At 74.3% G+C, this 15,563-nt stretch carries 16 protein-coding genes; 11 read left to right on the top strand and 5 right to left on the bottom strand.

The genetic code is table 11. From position 1 onward, the window contains the following. Nucleotides 1-33 precede the first annotated feature (33 nt). On the bottom strand, nucleotides 34-1,053 hold the full coding sequence (locus ACIGFK_RS24705) for a hypothetical protein (RefSeq protein WP_376658204.1): 1,020 nt from the start codon (nucleotides 1,051-1,053) through the stop codon (nucleotides 34-36). Nucleotides 1,054-1,150: 97 nt separating this feature from the next. Between ACIGFK_RS24705 and ACIGFK_RS24700 the strand changes: the two genes are divergently transcribed. From ACIGFK_RS24700 to ACIGFK_RS24685, 4 genes are all read left to right on the top strand, one after another. After that, nucleotides 1,151-1,609, top strand: a complete 459-nt coding sequence (locus ACIGFK_RS24700) for a DUF4442 domain-containing protein (RefSeq protein WP_376658205.1) — start codon at nucleotides 1,151-1,153, stop codon at nucleotides 1,607-1,609. Nucleotides 1,610-1,658: 49 nt separating this feature from the next. Continuing rightward, nucleotides 1,659-1,859 carry a DUF2191 domain-containing protein gene (locus ACIGFK_RS24695; protein WP_376658206.1) on the top strand — a complete coding sequence of 67 codons (201 nt, stop codon included), beginning with the start codon at nucleotides 1,659-1,661 and terminating at the stop codon, nucleotides 1,857-1,859. A 113-nt stretch (nucleotides 1,860-1,972) separates the two neighbouring features. After that, nucleotides 1,973-4,492 carry a beta-glucosidase gene (locus ACIGFK_RS24690; RefSeq protein ID WP_400053612.1) on the top strand — a complete coding sequence of 840 codons (2,520 nt, stop codon included), beginning with the start codon at nucleotides 1,973-1,975 and terminating at the stop codon, nucleotides 4,490-4,492. 58 nt (nucleotides 4,493-4,550) lie between these two features. Next, the gene (locus tag ACIGFK_RS24685; protein WP_386466915.1) at nucleotides 4,551-5,216 is read left to right on the top strand and encodes a DedA family protein; all 666 of its coding nucleotides are present in this window, start codon (nucleotides 4,551-4,553) and stop codon (nucleotides 5,214-5,216) included. A 207-nt stretch (nucleotides 5,217-5,423) separates the two neighbouring features. Here the strand turns inward: ACIGFK_RS24685 and ACIGFK_RS24680 are convergent, their stop codons facing one another. Then, nucleotides 5,424-5,969, bottom strand: a complete 546-nt coding sequence (locus ACIGFK_RS24680) for a gamma carbonic anhydrase family protein (RefSeq protein WP_386466917.1) — start codon at nucleotides 5,967-5,969, stop codon at nucleotides 5,424-5,426. 139 nt (nucleotides 5,970-6,108) lie between these two features. Between ACIGFK_RS24680 and ACIGFK_RS24675 the strand changes: the two genes are divergently transcribed. Then, a complete protein-coding gene (locus ACIGFK_RS24675; protein WP_376657090.1) occupies nucleotides 6,109-6,855 on the top strand; it encodes an acyltransferase in 747 nt (248 codons plus the stop codon). A 9-nt stretch (nucleotides 6,856-6,864) separates the two neighbouring features. Here the strand turns inward: ACIGFK_RS24675 and ACIGFK_RS24670 are convergent, their stop codons facing one another. After that, nucleotides 6,865-7,731, bottom strand: a complete 867-nt coding sequence (locus ACIGFK_RS24670; protein WP_386466919.1) for an EamA family transporter — start codon at nucleotides 7,729-7,731, stop codon at nucleotides 6,865-6,867. Between the two features lie 105 nt (nucleotides 7,732-7,836). Here ACIGFK_RS24670 and ACIGFK_RS24665 point away from each other — a divergent pair, with 105 nt between their 5' ends. Continuing rightward, a complete protein-coding gene (locus ACIGFK_RS24665; RefSeq protein WP_376657092.1) occupies nucleotides 7,837-8,469 on the top strand; it encodes a helix-turn-helix domain-containing protein in 633 nt (210 codons plus the stop codon). A 34-nt stretch (nucleotides 8,470-8,503) separates the two neighbouring features. Here ACIGFK_RS24665 and ACIGFK_RS24660 read toward each other — a convergent pair whose 3' ends face one another. Then, the gene (locus ACIGFK_RS24660) at nucleotides 8,504-8,908 is read right to left on the bottom strand and encodes a CoA-binding protein (RefSeq protein WP_400053609.1); all 405 of its coding nucleotides are present in this window, start codon (nucleotides 8,906-8,908) and stop codon (nucleotides 8,504-8,506) included. Nucleotides 8,909-9,026: 118 nt separating this feature from the next. Here ACIGFK_RS24660 and ACIGFK_RS24655 point away from each other — a divergent pair, with 118 nt between their 5' ends. The 4 genes from ACIGFK_RS24655 (at nucleotide 9,027) to ACIGFK_RS24640 (ending at nucleotide 14,420) form a co-directional block, all read left to right on the top strand. Further along, nucleotides 9,027-9,446 carry a hypothetical protein gene (locus ACIGFK_RS24655; RefSeq protein ID WP_400053607.1) on the top strand — a complete coding sequence of 140 codons (420 nt, stop codon included), beginning with the start codon at nucleotides 9,027-9,029 and terminating at the stop codon, nucleotides 9,444-9,446. A gap of 85 nt (nucleotides 9,447-9,531) precedes the next feature. Next, nucleotides 9,532-10,158: a YigZ family protein gene (locus ACIGFK_RS24650; RefSeq protein ID WP_400053605.1), complete on the top strand. Its 627-nt coding sequence runs from the start codon at nucleotides 9,532-9,534 to the stop codon at nucleotides 10,156-10,158. A gap of 84 nt (nucleotides 10,159-10,242) precedes the next feature. Beyond that, nucleotides 10,243-11,412: an exonuclease SbcCD subunit D gene (locus ACIGFK_RS24645; RefSeq protein ID WP_376657096.1), complete on the top strand. Its 1,170-nt coding sequence runs from the start codon at nucleotides 10,243-10,245 to the stop codon at nucleotides 11,410-11,412. Continuing rightward, nucleotides 11,409-14,420, top strand: coding sequence for an AAA family ATPase (locus ACIGFK_RS24640; protein WP_400053603.1), 3,012 nt, complete (start codon nucleotides 11,409-11,411; stop codon nucleotides 14,418-14,420). Before ACIGFK_RS24645 ends, ACIGFK_RS24640 begins: the two co-directional genes overlap by 4 nt. A 50-nt stretch (nucleotides 14,421-14,470) precedes the next feature. Here ACIGFK_RS24640 and ACIGFK_RS24635 read toward each other — a convergent pair whose 3' ends face one another. After that, nucleotides 14,471-14,917: an Lrp/AsnC family transcriptional regulator gene (locus ACIGFK_RS24635; protein ID WP_386466927.1), complete on the bottom strand. Its 447-nt coding sequence runs from the start codon at nucleotides 14,915-14,917 to the stop codon at nucleotides 14,471-14,473. 94 nt (nucleotides 14,918-15,011) lie between these two features. On the opposite strand from ACIGFK_RS24635, the gene ACIGFK_RS24630 reads away from it, so the two are divergent. Then, complete coding sequence (locus ACIGFK_RS24630; RefSeq protein ID WP_376657099.1) at nucleotides 15,012-15,527, top strand: rhodanese-like domain-containing protein; 516 nt, start codon at nucleotides 15,012-15,014, stop codon at nucleotides 15,525-15,527. Nucleotides 15,528-15,563: the final 36 nt, after the last annotated feature.

The following is a 15,563-nucleotide window of genomic DNA, read 5'->3' as shown; positions in this document are numbered from 1 at the left end:
GCCCCGGAGTGTCCCGGCAGCGCCCCGGGAGCGTCAGCTCGTGGTCAGGCGGACCGTGCTGAGGACCTTCTCCATCGTCTCCTGCTTGACCTCGTCCGGGACGCCCGCGGCGCTGTAGAGGATCCAGGAGGAGAAGTCACCGTTGGCGGTCTTGAAGCTGAAGGCGATGGACTTGCCGTCGGAGGAGCACTTGTTCTCCTTGGGCAGGCCGGTCACGCTCGCCGTCGCCATGTGGCCCTTGAGCCCCGAGGCGGTGGTGTACTCCTTCGGGTCGGAGACCTTGGTGGTGCCCTTCGGGGCCTTCTGCGCGTAGCCCGCCCACGCCCAGTTCCCGGCCTCGTTGCGCACGGCCTCGGCGGTGTCCTTGGCGCCCTGGCCGCCCTTGGTGCCGGTGCCGGCCAGCGCGGTGGTCTCCTCGCTGCCGTTCTTGTCCGCGTCGACCTTGCACCAGTCTTCCTTCAGGTACGCGGGCCCGGACATCATGACGGCCGCGGAGCCGTCCTTCTTCGCCTCGTCCAGGAAGCCGATGGACGTGCCGGCGCCCAGCACGTTCCACTCCGGCGGGACGTCGAAGGCCGTGCCGTACTTGGGGTTGGTGACGACCTTCCAGCCCGGGACGGTCGGCTTGAGCTCGCCGCCCGCGCGCGGGTTCGCGCTGCTGCCGGCCGGGGCGGGCTCGCTGGCGGCGGGCGCCGAGGAGGATGCGGCGGGCTTGCTGTCGGCCTCGTCGGTCTTCTTGTCGTCCCGGGTGAGGACGAACGCGCCGGTGGCGGCGGCCACCACGATGACCGCGGCCGCCGCGACGATGGCCACGGTCTTGGTCTGGTAGGGGCTCCCGCCGCCGCCCGGGGCCTGCGGGGGCTGCGGCTGCTGCCCCCACTGCTGGCCGGGAACCACGGTCGGGGGCTGCGGGTAGCCCGGCTGCTGCGGATATCCGTAACCGGGCTGCTGCTGGTAGGGGTTCGGCTGCCCCGGCTGCTGCGCGTACGGGTTCTGTTGTGCGCCTTGGGGGTTCTGTTCGCCCCCGGGCGGCTGCTGCTGTCCTGGCCACATGGCCGGTAACGATAGTGGGAGCGGGCTGCATGGGCCACGGCCGCCCCCCGTGCAGGGTCTGGCCAAGCATGCCTACTCGTGGGTAACATCGCCTTTCATGAGCGCAGATCAGATGAACGTGGGCGAACTGCTCGCCGCGACCGTGCCGATGGCCCGGACCCTGAACCTCCAGTTCCTGGAGACCACCCCCGAGCGCGCGGTCGTCCGGCTCCCGGACCAGCCCGACTACCACAACCACGTCGGCGGCCCGCACGCCGGCGCCATGTTCACCCTCGCCGAGTCGGCGAGCGGCGCCATCGTCCTGGCCGCCTTCGGCGACCAGCTCTCGCGCGCCGTGCCCCTCGCGGTGAAGGCCGAGATCGGCTACAAGAAGCTCGCCAAGGGCGTCGTCACCGCCACCGCCACCCTCGGCCGCCCCGCGGCCGAGGTCGTCGCCGAACTCGACGCGGGCGGCCGCCCCGAGTTCCCCGTGACCATCGCCATCCAGCGCGAGGACGAGGCCGTGACGGGCGAGATGACGGTCGTCTGGACCCTGCGCCCCAACACCCCGGCGTAGCGCGCCCGCTGCCACTAGAGTCCCTCGCACGACGATGGAGGGAGTGCCCGTGGCCAAGGTCAGCATCAGCCTCGACGCAGAGCTCGTGGTGGAGGTGATGGTCCTCGCCGGGGTCGGGTCGCCGCAGGACGCCGTGGAGGCCGTCGTACGGGACTACATCGCGCGCGGGCACCGGACCGAGGCCCGCGTGCAGCTCCAGGACGAGGCACGGCGGGACGCCGACAGCCTGCCCCCGCCGCCGCAGGGCTGAAACTCGGCGCCCGCGGTGGCGCGTCTCGGCGGGCCCGGCGGGCGCCCGGCGCACAGTGGGCGGGGGAGCGGTCCGGCGCGGGCCGCTCCCGCCGACCCACGCAGGGAGCGCCCATGAGTGAGGCCGTGTCCAGACGTACGGCGCTGCGGCTGCTCGGCGCGGCGGGCGCGGCCGGCGCGGTCCTCGGGTCGGGCGGCTGCGCGGCCACCGTGCCGCCGGGCGCGGGCCGGAGCAAGGCCTCGCCCCCACCCCCACCCGCCCCGGCCGCCCGGGGAGCGGCCGCCGCCGCCCGGATCGACGCCCTGCTGGAACGCCTCACCCTCGACGAGAAGACCGCCCTGCTGCACGGCGCCCGGGACCCCGCCCCGCAGGGCCAGGCCGGCTACGTGCCCGGCGTACCGCGCCTGCGCATCCCCGCCCTGCGCCTCGCCGACGGGCCCGCGGGCGTACGGGTCGCCAAGCCCGCCACCGCCCTGCCGGCTCCGGTGATGCTGGCCTCCGCCTTCGACCCCGCACTGGCCCGCGAGTACGGCAGGGTCCTCGGCCGGGAGGGCCGGGCGCTCGGCCAGGACGTCCTGCTCGCGCCCATGGCCAACCTCATCCGCACCCCGTACGCCGGCCGGAACTTCGAGACCTTCGCCGAGGACCCCAGGCTCACCGCGGACCTGGTCGGCGAGGTGGTCCGCGGGATCCAGGACGAGGGACTCGTCGCCACCGTCAAGCACTTCGCCCTGGGCAACCAGGAGCGCGGCCGCGACACCGTCGACATGATCGCCGCCGACCGGACCCTGCACGAGACCGAACTGCGCGGCTTCGAAGCCGCCGTGGCCGCCGGTGCGGGCGCCGTGATGGCCGCGTACAACAAGGTCAACGGGGTCTACGCCTGCGAGAGCAAACCGCTGCTCCACGAACTGCTGCGCGACACCTGGGGCTTCGACGGCTGGGTGATGTCCGACCGGGACGCCACCCACAGCACCGTCGCCGCCATCGGCGCCGGGCTCGACATGGAGATGCCCGGCGGCACCCACTTCGGCGGCCCGCTGCGGCAGGCGGTACGCGGCGGCTCCGTGCCGGAGGCCTTCGTGGACCTCGCCGTGCACCGGATCCTGACCACCATGGACCGCTTCGGGCTGCTCGCCGCCCGCCCGGCCGCGCGGCCCGCGCGCGACCCCGCAGCCGGGGCCCGGCTCGCCCGCAAGGTGGCGACCGCCGGCGCGGTGCTGCTGCGCAACGAACACGGCACCCTGCCGCTGACCGGCGCCGACGCCCGCTCCATCGCGGTGATCGGCCCCACCGGCCAGGTCCCCTTCGTCAGCGGCGGCGGCAGCTCGCACGTGGTCCCCGACCGGGCCGCCTCCCCGCTCACCGCCATCAAGCAGCGCGCCGGGAACGGCTCGACCGTCCGCTACGCCCTCGGCGAGGACCTGTACGGACGGCCGCTCCCGCCGAAGCTGCTCACCCCGGCCGCCGACCTGGACGACCGGAGCGTGGAGGCCGGGCGGAGCTGGAGCCACGAGGGCGAGTTCCGCCTGGCCGAGGACGACGAGTGGACCCTGCTCGTCCACTACACCGGACAGCGGCCGGGCGTACGCCTCGACGGGGAGGAGCTGTTCCCGGTGCGCCAGGGGGCGGCCGAGCAGTTCGCGGGCGGACTGCTCGGCTCCGCGCCCGACGGCATGAGCGTGCGCCGCCGCACCCTCTCCCTCAAGGCGGGCACCCACCGGCTCGCCGTCACGGCCCCGGGCGGGTCCAAGGGCCAGCGCTTCCGGCTCAGGCACACCACGAAGGCGACCCGGGCCGCCGACGTCGCCGAGGCGGTGCGGACGGCGAAGGCGGCCCGCAGCGTGGTCCTGTTCGCCTACGAGGACGCCACCGAAGGCAGTGACCGCACCTCCCTGGCGCTCCCGGGCGGACAGGCCGGGCTGATCGAAGCCGTCGCCGCGGCGAACCCGCGCACCGCCGTCGTGCTCAACACCTCCTCCAGCACGGCCATGCCGTGGCTCCCGCACACCGGGGCGGTCCTCCAGATGTACTACCCGGGCCAGGAGGGCGCGGGCGCCACCGCCGACGTCCTCTTCGGGGACGCGGACCCGGGCGGCCGCCTCACCCAGACCTTCCCGGCCGACGAGCGGGCCACCCCGGTCGGCGGCGACCCGGTGCGCTACCCGGGCGTCGGCGGGCGGCAGGAGTACACCGAGGGCGTCCACGTCGGCCACCGCTGGTACGACGCGCAGCACGTGGCCCCGCTGTTCCCCTTCGGGCACGGGCTCTCGTACACCACCTGGCAGTACGAGAAGCTGGCCGTCCGCCCCGAGCGGGGCGGGCTCCGCGTGGAATTCACCGTCCGCAACACCGGCCGCCGCAAGGGCACCGAGGTGGCCCAGGTGTACGTCGGCCCGTCCCCGGACCTGAAGCTCGACCAGCCGGTGCGCGTGCTGGCCGGGTACCGGCGGCTCACCCTCGCGCCCGGAGCGGAGCAGCGGGTCACCGTCGACGTGGACGCGCGCGCCCTGTCGTCATGGGATCCGGAGCGGCGGGCCTGGGTGCCGGGTACCGGCCGTCGTGAGGTGTTCGCGGGCCGTTCCTCCCGTGAACTGCCACTGAGGACGAAGGCTGTGGTGAGGAGCGGATAGGCTGCCCGTTCGGCGTGTCACTGGGGGCGCGCCGGGGACGACACGGGAGGACGTACCGGTGCACATCCAGGAATGGCTGGAGACGATTCCGGCGGTCAGCATCTATCTCCTGGTGGGTCTGGTCATCGGGCTGGAAAGCCTCGGCATCCCGCTGCCCGGAGAGATCATCCTGGTCAGCTCGGCGCTGCTGGCCTCCCAGCACGGCGAGATCGACCCGGTCGTGCTCGGCATCTGCGCGACCACCGGAGCGATCGTCGGCGACTCGATCGGCTACGCGATCGGACGCCGCGGCGGCAAGCCGCTGCTGGAGAAGCTGGGCCGGCGCTTCCCCAAGCACTTCGGGCCCGAGCACGTGGCCGTGGCGGAACGCTCCTTCGAGAAGTGGGGCATGTGGGCCGTCTTCTTCGGGCGGTTCGTGGCGCTGCTGCGCATCTTCGCCGGGCCGCTGGCGGGCGTGCTGCACATGCCGTACTGGCGGTTCCTGATCGCGAACATCCTCGGCGGGATCCTCTGGGCCGGCGGCACCACGGCCGTCATCTACTCGGTCGGCATCGTCGCCGAGCCGTGGCTGAAGCGGTTCTCCTGGGCGGCGCTCGCCGTCGCCGTGCTGTTCGGGCTCGCGGTCACGCTGGTCGTGCGCAGCCGGATGAAGAAGGCGGCCGCGGCGGCGGCCGAGGCCGCGGTCCCCGCCCAGTCCGGGGCGCGCGTGCCGGCCAACGACTGATGCCGCAGCCGCCGGCGGGCGAGTGGCCGGTGGAGGTCGCAGGAGTACGACCCGCTGGCGAACGGGCTGGGGCGCACGGCCGAGGCCGGCGACGCGGCCCCGCTCGACGCGGGCGCCGATCCGTGCGGCCCGGCCGGGCGGATGCGCTACTCCGGGCAGCGCTCGCCGCGGCCGGGCCTGCCGGCCCGGCTCCGGAAGGGACGGCCTCTAGACCTCCGGGGTCACCGAGGCGCGGTGCTGCTTGGCGAGCTCCACGTACATCTGGGCGTTGATCCGGATGTGCTCGCGCTCCTCCTCGGACAGCTCGCGGCGCACCTTGGCCGGGACGCCCGCGACCAGCGAGCCGGGCGGGACCACCATGCCCTGCGGGACCAGCGCCTGCGCGGCCACCAGGGAGCCCGCGCCGATCACCGCGCCGTTCAGGACGGTCGCTCCCATGCCGATCAGGCAGTCGTCCTCGACCGTGCAGCCGTGCACGACGGCGTTGTGGCCGATCGAGACGCGCTCGCCGATGGAGACCGGGAAGCCCGGGTCCACGTGGACCGTGCAGTTGTCCTGCACGTTGCTGTCGGCGCCGAGGGTGATCGGGCCGCAGTCGGCGCGCAGCACCGCCGAGTACCAGATGCTCGCGCCGGCGCCGAGGGTGACCTCGCCGACCACGACCGAGGTGGGCGCGGTGAAGGCCGTCGCGTCGATGTCGGGGTTCTTGCCGCCGACGCCCGCAACGAGTGCTTGGGACCCCTGGTGCGTCATGTTCTCTTCCTTCGTCTCTCCGGATGCCGCTGCCGCGCTCACAGCACCGTAGGGCACGCAGCTCCCCGCACCTGCGATGGGGTGAAGATCACAGGATCGTGGCCCGGTCGACCGGCGCCCCGCGCACTAACGTGGCCGGGTGCCGAAGAACCAGAACACGTTCTCATCGCTGACGGCCCTGCGTCGCCGGCTGGCGAACCGCGCGGTCCACGCCGGCTGGCGCTGGATGCAGCAGGCCGGCGCGGTCACCGCGCAGACCCCGGGGCGCCTGCGGTTCGGCGCGATCGGGCACGGCACCCGGCTCGCCTTCCCGCAGGGCACGGTGTTCGGCGAGCAGTGGATCCGCCTCGGCGAGCACTGCATCATCGGCGAGCAGGTCACCCTGACCGCCGGGATGATGCCGGACCTCGACCTGGGTGCGGAGCCGATGCTCGTCCTCGGCGACGGGGTCGTCATCGGCCGGGGCAGCCATGTCATCGCCGACGCCCGGATCACCATCGAGGCCAACACCTTCTGCGGGCCCGGGGTCTACATCACGTCCACGAACCACAGTTACGACGATCCGCACGAGCCCGTCGGCAGGCAGTGGCCGCGCAGCGCCCCGGTGGAGATCGGTCCGGGGTGCTGGCTCGGCACGGGCGCGGTGATCCTGCCGGGCGCCCGGCTCGGCCGCAACGTCGTCGTGGCCGCGGGGGCCGTCGTACGCGGCGAGGTGCCCGACCACGCCGTGGTGGCGGGGGCTCCGGCGCGCATCGTGCGCAGGTGGCAGCCCGAGACCGGCTGGCAGCCGCCGCTGCGCACCCCGGCCCCGGTGCCGATCCCGGACGGGATGACCCCGGAGCAGCTGCGCGGGCTGGCGCAGCTGGCGGAGGCCGAGCAGGGCTAGCGACCTGCCCTAGCCCGCCGCGAGGAGAACCGTTCCGGCGAGGGCGAGGCCCGCGCCGGCCGCCTGTACGGTGCGCAGCCGTTCCTTGAGTACGGCGAAGGCGGCGAGCGCGGTGATCACCGGGTAGAGCGAGGACAGCACCGCGGCCACGGTGACGGGGCCGTTCTGGGCGGCGACGGAGTAGGTGCCGTTCGCCGCTACGTCCGCGAGGCCGACGAAGGCGAGTGCGGGCAGCAGCCCCCACAGGATCCGCGGACCGGTGCCCGCGGGCAGGGCCGGGGTGCCGCGGCGGGTCTGCGCCCACAGGGCTGCCCCGCCGACGGCGACGTTGGTGACCCGCTGCACGAACAGCGCGAGGAACAGCCCGGTCACGGTCGTGGAGGCCTGTGCGATCAGGGCCATCACCGCGCCGAACCCGAAGGCCGCGACCAGGGTGAGGACCACGGCCTGCCGCTGTACGGGGGCGCCGCGGAGTTCGGGGCCGCCCGCGAGGACGATGCCGACGACGGCCACCGCGATCCCCGCGAACTGGCCGGCGCCGGGCCGTTCGCCCAGCAGCAGCCCCGCGCCGACCGGCACGACCACGCCGAGGGAGCCGAGCGGGGAGACCACGCCCATGGGGCCGAGGGCCAGTGCCTTGTAGAAGCTGAGCATGGCAACGGGCCCGACGAGGCCCGCGCCGACCGCGAACCACAGCTGCGGGCCGGCCTCCCGCCAGGCGCCCGTGCCGAGGACCACCGCGCCGAGCACGGCCACGGCGGCGATCTGCGAGACCACGACCACCGTGAGCGCGGGGATCCGGCGGGTCAGCAGCCCGCCGCCGAAGTCGGCCAGGCCCCACAGCACGGCTGTGGCCAGGGCGAAGAGGGCGGTCATGACGGGCCTCGCAGTACAGTGTGATGAACGGTGGGGTGCAGCATCGAACACTCCGCACGGTAGTTCATTCTGTTGGACTGTGTCATCCAAGATCTTGGACGGAATGTGTCGGATCTCGAAGAGCTCACCCAGGCACTCGCACGGAACCTCAAGCGCTGGCGCGGTGAGCGCGGATTCACCCTGGACGCCCTGGCCGCCCGGTCGGGCGTCAGCCGGGGGATGATCATCCAGATCGAGCAGGCCCGGACGAACCCGAGCGTCGGCACGACGGTGAAGCTGGCCGACGCGCTCGGTGTCAGCATCTCCACGCTGCTCGACCACGGCAGGGGCCCGCAGGTGCGGATCGTCGGGCCCGGCCAGACGGTGCGGATCTGGTCCAGCGAGGCGGGCAGCTCGACGACGATGCTGATCGGCACCGACGAGCGCGGGCCGATGGAACTGTGGACCTGGCACCTCGTGCCAGGGGAGGGGACGGAATCGGTTCCGCACCCCTCCGGCACCATCGAGATGCTCCACGTCACGGCGGGGGACCTGACGCTGGTGGTCGGCGAGGAGGAGTTCCGCGTGCCGGCCGGGGCCGCGGCCGCCTTCGAGGCCAACCTCCCGCACGCCTACCGCAACGACGGCACGGTGCCGATGGAGATGACCCTCGCGGTGTCGGTCCCGCCGGTGTCGGCACCGGTGCCGGCCCCCGTGCACGCCGCCCCGCCCGCCCGGGCGGCCGAGCCGCAGAGCTGACCGGCCGCCCGGAGCCGCTGCCGGGGGGCGGTGCCTAGAGGGCCGGGATCTCGATCGCCGGGCAGCGGTCCATGACCATGTCCAGCCCCGCCTCACGGGTTCGGGCGAACGCCGCCTCGTCGACCACGTTCAGCTGGAACCAGACGGCCTCCGCACCCGCGGCCACCGCGGAGTCGGCGACCGCCCCGGCCAGGGCGCTGTTCACGAACACGTCCACCACGTCCACCTTGAACGGGATCTCCTCCAGCGAGGCGTACCCGGGCTCGCCGTGCACCGCCTCGGCCTTCGGGTGCACGGGGACCACGCGCTTGCCGAACTGCTTGAGCACGCGGGCCACTCCGTAGGCGGCCCGGTCCTGGTTGTTGGACAGGCCCACCACGGCCCAGGTGTCCCCGAGCTCGGTGAGGATCTTGCGGATGGTTGCCGGATCGCCGTACACGTGTGCCGCCTCCTGCTGGTCCGATGGTCGTCGTACTCCGACCCCTCAACGGAAAAACCGCGCGTCGTCTTCCCCGGTAGCCTGTCGATCCAATCGGACGGTACGAGGGGGCCCGAGCGTGGACGCTGACCGAACGCGGGGCGGGATCCGGCTCCCCGAAGGGTCCTGGTGGGACTGGGACGTCGTCGACTGGAACGCCGGACGGCTCACCCTCGCCGCCGGCTACGACCTGACGTACCACCACGGCCTGGAGCTGGTTTTCAGCGATCCGTTCTTCGTGAACTGCCCGTCCGCCTTCCACGATCCGGCCTTCCGCGCCCCGTCCCCCGAGGAGATCGGGCGACTCACGCGCCGGTTCGGCGAGGAGCCGCCCGTCGTGGTCGCCTTCCAGGCCGACGCCGGCGGGCAGGAGCCGGTCCCGTGCCTGATCGACGGCGAGCGGCTCGACATCGTCGAGGAGTCGGTCCTGCGTTACTGGCGCGAGGACGCCGCCGCAGGTCAGCGCTTCGCTCCCTGGGTGAGGTCCCCGGACCGGTAGGCGTCCTCGGTGCGGCGCCGGTGCCCGCGCGGCCCCCGGTTCCGGTCCGGCCGGACCGCTCCCCACCACGGATTAGGGTGGAGAAGTGAAGGCAGACCAGTACGTGGCGGTGGCCCGCGAGGGCATGCACGAGTCCGAGATCAACCGCTCGCGCTTCCTGTGCTCGCTCGCGCCCGCCGCGACCGAGCAGGAGGCGCAGGACTTCGTCGCGCGCATCCGCAAGGAGCACCCCACCGCCTCGCACAACTGCTTCGCCTACGTGATCGGCGCCGACGCCGCCGTGCAGAAGGCCAGCGACGACGGCGAGCCCGGCGGCACCGCCGGGGTCCCGATGCTGCAGATGCTCATGCGCCGGGACGTCCGGTACGCGGTCGCCGTGGTCACCCGCTACTACGGCGGCGTCAAGCTCGGCGCAGGCGGCCTGATCAGGGCGTACGGCGGCGTCGTCGGCGAGGCCCTCGACGTGCTCGGTACCGTCACCCGCCGCCGGTACCGGCTGGCCACCGTGACCGTGGACCACCAGCGGGCCGGCAAGACCCAGAACGACCTGCGCTCCACCGGGCGCACCGTCGTGGACCTGCGCTACGGGGCCGCGGTCGAGATCGAGGTCGCGCTGCCGGAGGCCGACCTGCCCGGCTTCGAGGCCTGGCTCGCCGACAGCACGGCGGGCAGCGCCACCCTGACGCTCGGCGGTGAGACGTACGCGCCCTGAGCGCCCCGGGGACGGGTTAGCGTAGAGGGGTCAGGCGAGCGGAAGACGACCAGGGGGACACGGCATGTGCGGCGGGACCGGCGAGTGAAGTTCCTGCACACCTCCGACTGGCACCTCGGCCGGTCCTTCCACCGCGTGAACCTGCTCGGCGCCCAGGCGGCCTTCGTCGACCACCTCGTGGAGACCGTCCGCGAGCACGAGGTCGACGCCGTCCTCGTCGCCGGTGACGTCTACGACCGCGCCGTGCCCCCGCTGCCGGCCGTCGAGCTGTACGACCAGGCCCTGCACCGCCTCGCCGAGCTGGGCGTGCCCACCGTGATGATCTCCGGGAACCACGACTCCGCCCGCCGCCTCGGCGTCGGGGCCGGGCTGATCGACCGGGCCGGGATCCACCTCAGGACCGACCCGGCCGGCTGCGCCGACCCCGTGGTGCTGGCCGACGTACACGGCGACGTGGCGTTCTACGGGCTGCCCTACCTGGAACCGGCCCTGGTCAAGGACGAGTTCGCGGCGCAGAAGGTCAGCCACGAGGCGGTGCTGGGCGCGGCCATGGACCGGATCCGGGCCGATCTGGCGACCAGGCCGGCCGGGACCCGGTCCGTCGTGCTCGCGCACGCCTTCGTCACCGGCGGACAGGCCAGCGACAGCGAGCGCGACATCTCCGTGGGCGGCGTCGAGGCCGTGCCCGCCTCCGTCTTCGACGGGGTGGACTACGCGGCCCTCGGCCACCTCCACGGCTGCCAGACGATCGGCGAACGGGTCCGCTACTCCGGTTCCCCGCTCGCCTACTCGTTCTCGGAGGCCGACCACCGCAAGACCATGTGGCTCGTGGAGCTGGGCGCGGCCGGGGAGATCGTCCGCGCCGAGCGGATCGACACCCCCGTGCCGCGGGCCCTCGCCCGGCTGCGCGGACCGCTGGAGACCCTGCTGGAGGAACCCGCGTACGCGGTCCACGAGGACGCCTGGGTGGAGGCGACCCTCACCGACCCGGTCCGGCCCGAGGACCCCATGGCCCGGCTCGCCGCCCGCTTCCCGCACACCCTCAGCCTCGCCTTCGACCCCGAGGGCCGCGAGGAGGAGGCCGGCACCTCCTACGCCCAGCGGCTGCGCGGCCGCAGCGACCAGGAGATCGCCGAGGACTTCGTGGCCCACGTCCGCGGCGGCGGACACGCGGACGAGGCCGAACGGGCCGTGCTGCGGAGCGCCTTCGACGACGTACGGACCGACGACAGCCGCCGGGAGACCCACCGATGAGGCTGCACCGGCTGGTGGTCACCGCGTTCGGGCCCTTCGCCGAACCCCAGGAGATCGACTTCGACGCCCTGTCCGGCGCAGGGATCTTCCTGCTGCACGGGCCCACCGGCGCCGGCAAGACCTCCGTCCTCGACGCCGTCTGCTACGCGCTCTACGGATCCGTACCCGGCCCCCGCCAGGCCCCCGGCACCAGCCTGCGCAGCGACCACGCCGCCGCCGAGACCCCGACCGAGGTCACCCTCGAACTCACCGCGGGCGGGCGGCGCCTGGAGATCACCCGCCGCCCGGAGCAGGACCGGCCGAAGAAGCGCGGCACGGGCACCACGAAGGACAAGGCGCAGAGCTGGCTGCGCGAGCACACGGGCGAGGGCTGGGAGGCGTTGAGCCGCTCCCACCAGGAGATCGGCGAGGAGATCGAACAGCTCCTCGGCATGAGCCGGGAACAGTTCTGCCAGGTGGTGCTGCTGCCGCAGGGGGAGTTCGCCAAGTTCCTGCGCGCCGACGAGGCCGCGCGCGGCCGGCTGCTCGGCCGGCTCTTCGACACCCGCCGCTTCGCCGCCGTCGAGACCCTGCTCGGCGACCGCCGCCGGGCCGCCGAGGCCAAGGTGAGGGCCGGCGACGAGAGGGTGCTGCACACCGCCCAGCGGCTCGCCCAGGCCGCCGGGGACAGCGCCGACCTGCGGGCCTGGCCCATGCCCGGCCACCAGCCGGGCGACCCCGGACTGGCCGGAGCCGTCCGCGCCTGGGCGGCCGTCGCCCGGTGCGCCGCCCGCGAGCGGCGCACCGTCGCCGAGTACGCCCTGGCGGCGGTCGAGGGCCGGCACGCCGCCGCCCGGCGGGCCGCCGACGACGCCCGGGAGCTGGACCGACTGCAGCGCCGCCACGCGGAGACCACCCGCCGCGCCGCCCTGCTCGCCGAGGCGGAGCCCGAGCGGGAGCGCGTGCGCGGCCTCCTCGACCGGGCGCGGCGCGGCGCCCTGGTGGCCCCCGCACTGGAACTGCGCGGAGCGGCCTCGGCCGCGCGGCTCGCCGCCGCCCACGCGGAGACGTCCGCCCGGGCCGAACTCCCGCCGACGCTCAGGGAGGCGGGCGCCGAGCAGCTGGCCGGCGTCGAGCAGAAGCTGCGCGAGGCACTCGGCGCGCTGGGAGCGGCCCGCCGGGACGAGCAGCGCAGCGCCGAGATCGGCCGCGAACGGGCCGACCTGGAACGGGAGTCCCGGGCCGCCGAGGAGGCCCACCTGGAGTCGGCCGAGTGGCTCGAGCGCTGGGAGACGACCCGGGCCGCGCTGCAGGAGCGGGCGGACGCGGCCCAGCAGGCCGCGACCCTCGCCGAGCAGCTCGCGGGCAGGCTGGAACCCGCCCGCATGCACCTGAACTTCGCCCGCCGGCGCGACGAGCTGGCGGCCGAGGCCGAGCGCACCGAGCGTGAACTCCGCACCCTGCGCGAGGAGTCCGCGGCCGCCCGGGAGCGCTGGCTGGAGCTGAAGGAAGCCCGGCTGCGCGGGATCGCCGCCGAACTCGCCGAGGCGCTGGTGGCCGGCGAGGCCTGCGCGGTCTGCGGCTGCGCCGAGCACCCCGATCCCGCCCGCCCCGCCCCCGGCCATGTGGACCGTGCCGCCGAGGACGCCGCCCACGCCCTCTTCGAGCGGGCCGAACAGGCCCGGGCCGCCGTCGAACGCAGCCTCGCCGCCACCCGGCAGGCCCGCGCCGAGGCCGCGGCCGCCGCCGGGGACGCCACCACCGCGGAACTCCTCGCGCTGACCTCCGACCTGAGCTCCCGTCACGCCGCCGCCCACGCCGCGGCCGCCGGACTGCACGCCGCCCGCGAGCGCCTCGCCCGCGCCGAACGCGAGCACGCCGCGCGCAGCGCCGACCGGCTCGACGCCGAACGCAGGGCCGCCGCCAGGGCCTCGCGCCGCGAGGCGCTGGACCGGGAGCAGGCCTCGCTGGAGGCGGAGCTCGCACAGGTGCGGGAGGGGGCGCCCACGGTCGCCGCCCGTGCCCGCCTCCTGGAGGACCGGGTCCGGATGGTCTCCGGGGCCGCCGCCGCGCTGCGCCGCGCCGAGACCACCGCCGCGCGGCTGAAGGAGGCCGACGACCAGCTCGCCGACGCCGCCTTCAAGGCCGGATTCGACACCATCGAGGACGCGGCCGACGCCGTCCTCCCCGACTACGAACGCACGGCGCTCCAACACCGGCTGGACGCCTGGCAGGCAGAAGAGGCCATGCTGGCGGACCGCCTCGCCGAGAGCGACACCGCCGCCGCCGGAGCACTGCCCCCGGCCGCACCGGAGGAGGCCGAGGCCTACGCGGCCCGGGCCGCGGCGAAACTTCGTACGGCAGGATCGGCCTTCGACGCGGCCCGGGTCCGCTGCGAGGAGCTCGACCGGCTCTCCCGGCAGGCGGAGCACGAACTGCGCGCTCTGGGCCCGCTGCGCGAGGCCTACGACCGGGTGGCCCGGCTGGCCGGACTCACCGCGGGCACCTCCGCCGACAACGAGCGCAAGATGCGGCTCGAGGCCTACGTGCTGGCCGCCCGGCTGGAGCAGGTCGCGGCGGCCGCGACGGTACGCCTGTTGCGCATGTCCGGAGGCCGTTACACCCTCGTGCACTCCGACGCGCGGGCGGGCGGACGGGGGCGTTCCGGGCTCGGCCTGCACGTCGTCGACGCGTGGACCGGAAGCGAGCGGGACACGGCCACGCTGTCGGGCGGCGAGACCTTCTTCGCCTCGCTCGCCCTGGCGCTGGGCCTCGCCGACGTGGTCACCGACGAGGCGGGCGGGATGCGGCTCGACACCCTCTTCATCGACGAGGGCTTCGGCAGCCTCGACGACCAGGCGCTGGACGAGGTGCTCGACGTACTGGACTCGCTGCGCGAGCGGGACCGCAGCGTCGGCATCGTCAGCCACGTCGCCGACCTGCGCACCCGGGTCCAGGCCCAGCTGGAGGTCGTCAAGCAGCGCGGCGGCTCGGTGGTGCGCCACCGCACGGCGGCGCTCACGGACTGAGCGGGCGCGCTCAGGGACGGACGGGCGCGCTCACGGGCCGACGGGTGCGCTCACGGACTGAGCGGGCGCCTCGGGAGGGGGGACGAGTACACGATGCTCGTCGTCACCGGGCCGAGGCCGGCGATCCGGCCCGTGACCTCCTCCAGGTGCGCCATCGAGCGGGCCGCGACCTTCAGCACGAAGCAGTCGTCGCCCGTGACGTGGTGGGCCTCCAGGATTTCCGGGGTGGCGTCGAGGAAGTCGTGGAACGGCTTGTAGTTGCCGTGCGGATAGCGCAGCCGCACCAGCGCGAGGATCGCCTTGCCGAGCTTCTCGGGGTCCACCACCGCCGTGTAACCGGTGATGACGCCGGCCTCCTCCAGCCGGCGCACCCGCTCGGTGACGGCGCTCGCGGACATGGACACGGAGCGGGCGAGCTCGGTGAAGCTGGCGCGGCCGTCCTGCTGGAGGGCCTCGAGGATCCGCCAGTCGGTGGCGTCAGGGGAATAGCCGGTCATGTGGCAGGTCTAGCAGGGGATTCCCCGGTCGGACAAGGAGAAGGCCGGGGAAAATCACTTCCGAGGTTGATCAACAACTCGTAGATTTCTCGCCATGACGACGACGCAGAACACCCCGTCCCCCGCCGCCACCGTCAACCCCGTGCTCCGGGTGCCCCCGGCCTCCCCGGCCGCGGCCGCCGCGTACTTCGCCGCGAGCCTGGCCTTCCACGCGGACGTCTCGGACGTCGCCGCGGCCTTCAAGGCCCACCGCGAGCAGGGTGCGGAGCTCGGCTTCCAGCTGATCGACTCCCGCTCCACCCCGTCCTGGGACCAGGCCCACGTGCCCGGCGCCATCCACCTGCCCACCGCCCTCATCCCCGAGCAGGCCGAGCGGCTCCTGGACAAGAACGTCCCCGTGGTGACGTACTGCTGGGGCCCCGGCTGCAACGGCGGCACCCGCTCGGCCCTGGCCCTGGCCGAACTCGGCTTCCAGGTCAAGGAGATGCTCGGCGGCATCGAGTACTGGATCCGCGAGGGCTTCGAGGTCGAGACCTGGCAGGGCAGCCAGCAGCGTGCGGAGGCCGACCCGCTGACCGCGCCGACGGACTCGGACGACTGCGGCTGCTGACGTGCACGCCTTACGAGCCGGGTCCGGCACAGGCGG

Origin of the sequence: Streptomyces sp. NPDC085524 (assembly GCF_044541755.1) — a bacterium.
Taxonomy (GTDB): domain Bacteria; phylum Actinomycetota; class Actinomycetes; order Streptomycetales; family Streptomycetaceae; genus Streptomyces.
This window is presented reverse-complemented; position numbering and strand designations above follow the sequence as displayed.